This window comes from Pseudoalteromonas sp. SG43-3, assembly GCF_014164385.1.
GTDB classification, from domain to species: domain Bacteria; phylum Pseudomonadota; class Gammaproteobacteria; order Enterobacterales; family Alteromonadaceae; genus Pseudoalteromonas; species Pseudoalteromonas distincta.
In genome coordinates this window covers 105,562-111,644 of the sequence record NZ_JACJFC010000016.1, presented here as the reverse complement: position 1 = coordinate 111,644, position 6,083 = coordinate 105,562, and the positions used below count along the sequence as shown (strand labels likewise).

Annotated in this window: 7 protein-coding genes; 2 read left to right on the top strand and 5 right to left on the bottom strand. The window is 40.7% G+C overall.

Annotation, left to right across the window (positions count from 1 at the left end; genetic code table 11):
• Positions 1–86 precede the first annotated feature (86 nt).
• From rplS to ffh, 5 genes are all read right to left on the bottom strand, one after another.
• A complete protein-coding gene (gene rplS / locus H5157_RS15070; protein WP_002962189.1) occupies positions 87–446 on the bottom strand; it encodes a 50S ribosomal protein L19 in 360 nt (119 codons plus the stop codon).
• 33 nt (positions 447–479) lie between these two features.
• Positions 480–1,247 carry a tRNA (guanosine(37)-N1)-methyltransferase TrmD gene (trmD, locus tag H5157_RS15065; RefSeq protein WP_002962190.1) on the bottom strand — a complete coding sequence of 256 codons (768 nt, stop codon included), beginning with the start codon at positions 1,245–1,247 and terminating at the stop codon, positions 480–482.
• On the bottom strand, positions 1,247–1,783 hold the full coding sequence (gene rimM / locus H5157_RS15060) for a ribosome maturation factor RimM (protein ID WP_024596584.1): 537 nt from the start codon (positions 1,781–1,783) through the stop codon (positions 1,247–1,249). The genes trmD and rimM overlap by 1 nt, the downstream gene beginning before the upstream one ends.
• A 17-nt stretch (positions 1,784–1,800) precedes the next feature.
• Entirely contained in the window at positions 1,801–2,049 is a 249-nt protein-coding gene (rpsP, locus tag H5157_RS15055) for a 30S ribosomal protein S16 (protein WP_002962192.1), read from the bottom strand.
• 260 nt (positions 2,050–2,309) lie between these two features.
• Complete coding sequence (gene ffh / locus H5157_RS15050; RefSeq protein ID WP_002962194.1) at positions 2,310–3,689, bottom strand: signal recognition particle protein; 1,380 nt, start codon at positions 3,687–3,689, stop codon at positions 2,310–2,312.
• A 252-nt stretch (positions 3,690–3,941) separates the two neighbouring features.
• Here ffh and H5157_RS15045 point away from each other — a divergent pair, with 252 nt between their 5' ends.
• Positions 3,942–4,748 (top strand): inner membrane protein YpjD, encoded by an 807-nt coding sequence (locus H5157_RS15045; RefSeq protein ID WP_002962197.1) that lies wholly within the window; start codon positions 3,942–3,944, stop codon positions 4,746–4,748.
• A 61-nt stretch (positions 4,749–4,809) separates the two neighbouring features.
• The gene (locus H5157_RS15040) at positions 4,810–6,078 is read left to right on the top strand and encodes an HlyC/CorC family transporter (RefSeq protein WP_002962198.1); all 1,269 of its coding nucleotides are present in this window, start codon (positions 4,810–4,812) and stop codon (positions 6,076–6,078) included.
• The last annotated feature ends 5 nt before the right edge of the window (positions 6,079–6,083 follow it).

Here is a 6,083-nt window from a genome sequence, read left to right as displayed (position 1 = left end):
GAATTGAGATAATAATATTCTAAAACCAAAACGGGTTGCAACCCGAAGGATGCAACCCGTTTTTTTGCGTTGATAAACAGCGCGTATTAGTTAAGTTTTTCTCTAATACGTGCAGATTTACCAGAACGCTCACGTAGGTAGTAAAGCTTAGCACGGCGAACTGCACCGCGACGCTTAACTGCTACGCTATCAATAAGAGGGCTGTGCGTTTGGAATACACGCTCAACACCTTCACCGTTCGAAATTTTACGAACTGTGAATGCTGAGTGAAGACCACGATTACGCTTAGCGATTACAACACCTTCAAAGGCCTGTAGACGCTCTTTAGCACCTTCTTTTACTTTTACCTGTACAACCACTGTATCACCAGGGCCAAATGCAGGTACGTCTGTTTTAAGCTGCTCATCTTCAAGCGCTTTAATAATATTTTGGTTTACTTTTGCCATTATGTTTCTCACTTTCCTAGGTGTAACTGTCTTCTAGCCACAAGCTTTTTGGTACTCTTGCTGAAATTCTGCGAGTAATACCGCTTGCTCCTCAGTCAGAGCTAGGTTATGCAACAAGTCAGGACGTCGTAACCAAGTTCTACCTAATGACTGCTTAAGCCGCCACTTTGCTATCTCTTGGTGGTTTCCACTGAGTAATACAGCAGGAACCTGTTTGTCGTCCAATGTTTCTGGTCGTGTATAGTGTGGGCAATCTAACAAGCCATCCGAAAACGAATCTTGTTCTGCTGACTGGTTATGACCTAACACACCTGGCACTAATCGCGCTACTGCGTCAATTAATGTCATGGCAGGTAGTTCACCACCACTCAAAATAAAATCACCAATTGACCATTCTTCGTCAACATATGATTCTATTATTCTCTCATCTATACCTTCATAGCGACCGGCAATCAAAATCAGTTTATTAGAGTTAGCGAGTTCGCTAGCGCCCTGCTGATCAAGTTTGCGCCCTTGCGGGGACATATAAATTACTTTAGCGCCATCACCAGCTGCTTTTTTAGCTTCGGCAATCGCTTTTTTTAATGGCTCAACCATCATTAACATACCTGGTCCGCCCCCGTAAGGACGGTCATCTACGGTTCTATGCTTATCTAAAGCGTAGTCTCGCGGATTCCAACAGTTAAAATCAATTAAACCATTTTTTACTGCGCGACCGGTAACACCTTGGTCTGTAATAGCGTCAAACATGTCTGGAAAAAGGCTTATCACCCCTACCCATAATGAACTAGTTTGCGTCATTAAAACCCTGGATCCCAATCTACGGTAATTTCTCTTGCGTCGTATTTAACTTCTTTAATAACTGAATCAGTTAAAAAAGGAATCAAACGTTCAGCTTGACCAAATGCGTCTTTACTGTTTGCTTTCACAACTAGTACGTCATTTGACCCTGTCTCCATAAGGTCATCAACAATGCCTAAGCTATAACCTTTATCGGTTACAACAGACATGCCAATGAGATCTCGCCAATAGAACTCACCTTGCGGAAGTTCTGGTAAATGCGCTGCATCCATTGAGATTTCAGCATGGGTATAAGCCATTGCTTCGTCTCGGTCGTTTATCTGCGCAAATTTAGCGATAAAGCCTTTGTTGTGGCGACGCCAGTCGACCACTTCTAAGGACTGCCATTTACCTTGCTGCCCTATCAACCACGGGCTGAAATCGAAGATCCCTACGGGATCATCAGTAAATGAATGTACCTTAAGCCAGCCCTTTATACCATATGGGGCACCGAGCTTTCCTACGACAATTATTGATGAGGTGTTCTCTTGACTCATGGTTACACTTACGCCTATTAAGCCGCTTTACGAGCGTCTTTTACTAACTTAGCTACGCGATCTGAAAGAGATGCGCCCTGACCTACCCAGTGTTCAACACGTGGTAAATCTAAACGAATTTTTTCTTCTTGACCTGAAGCAATTGGGTTAAAAAAGCCTACTTTCTCGATGAAGCGACCGTCACGCGAGAAACGGCTATCCGCAACCACAATTTGATAGAAAGGGCGTTTTTTAGCGCCACCACGTTGCAAACGAATAGTTACCATACCGTCCTCTATAAAGATTGACTGTTTTCATTAATAAGATTTACTCCCCAGAATGGGGAGCTGGGGAATTGTACGAGTTTTTGGCAATAACGCAAGTAAGAAGTGAAGCAAAAAGACAGTTTAGTAGGTTAAACCGTGATCTCAACGACAAATTAGGGTTAAAGGTGTATTACATGCATAATTTATTCAACAAAAAAGGAGCTATTTGCTCCTTTAAATATGATTCGCTATTATTTTAAAAAATAACTCAAAAGTATTTTTTAAAACTTAGGACCACCGCCACCCATCATCCCAGGTGGTAACATGCCTTTCATACCGCGCATCATTTTGGTCATGCCGCCTTTACCTTTCATCTTTTTCATCATTTTTTGCATTTGCGTAAACTGCTTAAGCAACTTATTAATCTCTTGTACTTGTGTACCAGAGCCAGCAGCTATGCGCTTTTTACGCGAACCTTTAATGATTTCTGGACGTGCGCGCTCTTTTTTAGTCATTGAGCTAATAATAGCTTCCATTTGGATAAATGTTTTGTCACCCATTTGGCCTTTAACAGCATCTGGTAAGTTAGACATACCAGGGAGCTTATCAAGCATCGACATCATGCCACCCATGTTTTTCATTTGCTTTAATTGATCAGCAAAGTCGTCAAGGGTAAAACCGGCACCTTTAAATACTTTTTCAGCAACTTTGGCAGCTTGCTCTTTATCTACTTTCATTTCGACTTCTTCGATTAATGAAAGTACATCACCCATACCTAAAATACGCGACGCTATACGGTCTGGATGAAAAGGCTCAAGTGCGTCAGTACGCTCACCCACACCCATAAATTTAATTGGTTTGCCTGTGATGTGACGAATAGATAAAGCAGCACCACCACGTGCATCACCATCGGTTTTTGTTAATATTACACCGGTTAGTGGCAGGGCTTCGTCAAATGCTTTAGCTGTATTTGCCGCATCTTGACCCGTCATTGCATCAACAACGAATAAAGTTTCAATTGGGTTGATTGCTTTGTGAAGATCTTTAATCTCGTCCATCATGTTGCTGTCAACATGTAAACGACCTGCGGTATCAACAAGTACTACATCTATAAATTTCTTTTTAGCATGAGAAATTGCAGCGTTTGCAATATCCACTGGCTTTTGCGAAATATCACTTGGAAAGAAATCAACGTCAACTTCTGTAGCAAGCGTTTCTAGCTGCTTAATCGCAGCAGGGCGATAAACATCGGCACTTACTACAAGCACTGATTTCTTTTTGCGTTCTTTTAAAAACTTAGCAAGCTTAGCTACACTGGTGGTTTTACCCGCACCTTGCAGACCCGCTACCATAACAACGGCTGGCGGTTGTGCATTTAGGCTTAGCTCTTCATTGGCCTCACCCATTGCTTTTTCTAGTTCTTCACGCACTATTTTTATAAATACTTGGCCTGGGCTTAAGCTTTTTGTAACTTCAACCCCAACTGCACGTTCTTTAACTTGTTTTACAAACTCGCGAACAACAGGCAGTGCCACATCGGCTTCTAAAAATGCCATACGCACTTCGCGAAGTGTGTCTTTTATGTTGTCTTCAGTCAGACGGCCACGGCCACTGATATTTTTTAAGGTTTTACCTAATCGTTCTTGGAGGTTCTCAAACATGTAACGGTTCCGATAAGACGTTTATATCAATCCATTAAAATTTTACGGTTAGTTTGATTTTCAATTAACCAGGATTGACTTATTAAGTTTCAATTAAAAGTAGTATACCGTATATGGCGTCTTACAATACAGTGTTCAAGTGCACCTTGTTGAGTTTCTTTTTTTAAGGTCTATGCATTTGCTTTGCTATAAAATACAATGGCTATATAACAACAAGGATTATTTTGTCTCAAATTAAGTGGCCCAAGCACAATGCTGATTATTAGTTTAACTATTATTGCCAGTTTATTTTATGTGTTAGCAACGTCTCACGTGCTCTCACGCCTGTTTCATCAACAAGGCCCTAGCCAAAAGGTAACCGTCATATTGAGCACGGTTGCTATAGTGGCGCATATGCTGCTGTTAGTTAACTCTGTTTTTAGATCCGACGGTCAAGACTTAAGTATTGTAAACGTCTCCCTTTTAACATGCTGGGTTATTGTAGTTTCAGTAACAGCTGTGTCGCTAAAGTTCCCTGCCACTTTATTATTGCCCGTTGTTTATGGTTTTGGTGCTTTACTTACAATTGCCAGTTTATTTATTCCTCATCATATTTTACTGCAAAGCATTAATATTGAGGTTGGCTTAGTAACACACATTTCCTTATCCCTATTGGCCTACTGTATTTTAATTATTGCTACTTTATATGGTGTACAGTTCTACTTTATTGATAAACGTTTAAAACGTAAAGATTTAGCAATTGTGCATAGTCACCTTCCGCCTTTGATGGTTGTTGAGCGCCAGCTTTACCAACTCCTTAATTTAGGCACCATATTACTCACGTTCGCATTACTCTCGGGGTTTGTATTTCTTGATGGGATGTTTGCTAAAGAGTTCATTCATAAAACGATATTGTCGTTAGTTGCGTGGGCTATTTTTGCCATTGTAGCCATCGGGCATATGAAAAAGGGTTGGCGCGGTAAACCTGTGGTTATTACGATCATGGTCGCTGCATTTGTCCTCACACTCGCATATTTTGGCAGCCGTTTCATACAAGAAGTAATACTAAATAAGTTTTAACTTGACTCTGCTTGCTCACTCTAGCTTAATACGCATTGATTTATAAGAAAAGGATCCATCGTTGGACGACATATCGACAAGTACCCTATTTATCATTTTAGGTTTTTTGGTGCTTTTTTCTGCTTATTTTTCTGGTTCAGAAACCGGAATTATGTCAATCAATCGTATACGCCTGCGACACCTCGCTAAAGAGGATCATCGTGCAGCTAAACGAGTCAGTAAATTACTTAGCCGTCCAGATAGGCTCATCGGTTTAATCTTAATTGGCAATAATCTTGTCAATATAGCTGCAGCTCAAGTTGCTACCATTATAGGTATTCGCCTTTACGGTGACCTTGGTATTGCTATCGCTACGGGTGTGTTAACTTTAGTCGTGCTTATATTTGCCGAAGTAACACCTAAAACTCTTGCTGCCCTCTATCCTGAAAAAGTTGCTTTTCCAAGCTCAATAATACTTAAAGGGTTACTAAAAATTCTTTTTCCTTTTGTTGTTATCGTTAACTGGATGACCAACGGGATATTGCGATTATTTGGTATTAGTGCCGCTCAAATCGACGAGCACAGCATGAGCAAAGAAGAATTAAAAACAGTGCTCAATGAGTCAGGCGCACTTATCCCTGCTCGCCATCAAAGTATGCTGACCTCAATTTTAGATTTAGAGCAAGTAACCGTTGAAGATATCATGATCCCACGTAACGAAATTGTGGCTATTGATATTAATGATGATTGGAAACTAATTAGTCGCCAGCTTACCCATGCACAACATACTCGCGTGTTGTTGTATCGCGACAATATAGATGACGCAGTAGGCTTTATTCACTCTCGAGATGCACTTCGTCTACTTACAAAAGAGCAATTTGATAAACCATCTTTGCTGCGTGCTGTACGCGAAATTTACTTTATCCCAGAGGGAACATCACTTAACACTCAGCTGTTAAAGTTTCAGCAGTCTAAAGAGCGTATTGGCTTAGTAGTAGACGAGTATGGCGATATTCAAGGTTTAGTAACGCTTGAAGATATTTTAGAAGAAGTTGTTGGCGATTTTACAACTACACAAACTCGTACGCCAAGTGAAGAAGTAGAAACACAAACTGATGGCTCTTGTATTGTAGATGGCGGCGCTAACGTACGCGATTTAAATAAAGAGATGGGTTGGGATTTCCCACTAGACGGCCCAAAAACTTTGAGTGGTTTAATTGTTGAATACTTGGAAGATATTCCCGATGCAAATATTAGTCTACGTATTGCGGGCTACCCTATTGAAGTACTTGAAGTAAAAGAGAATATGATAAAACAGGTGAAGATTCAGCCTAATAAGCGTTCTCGCTAAGTATA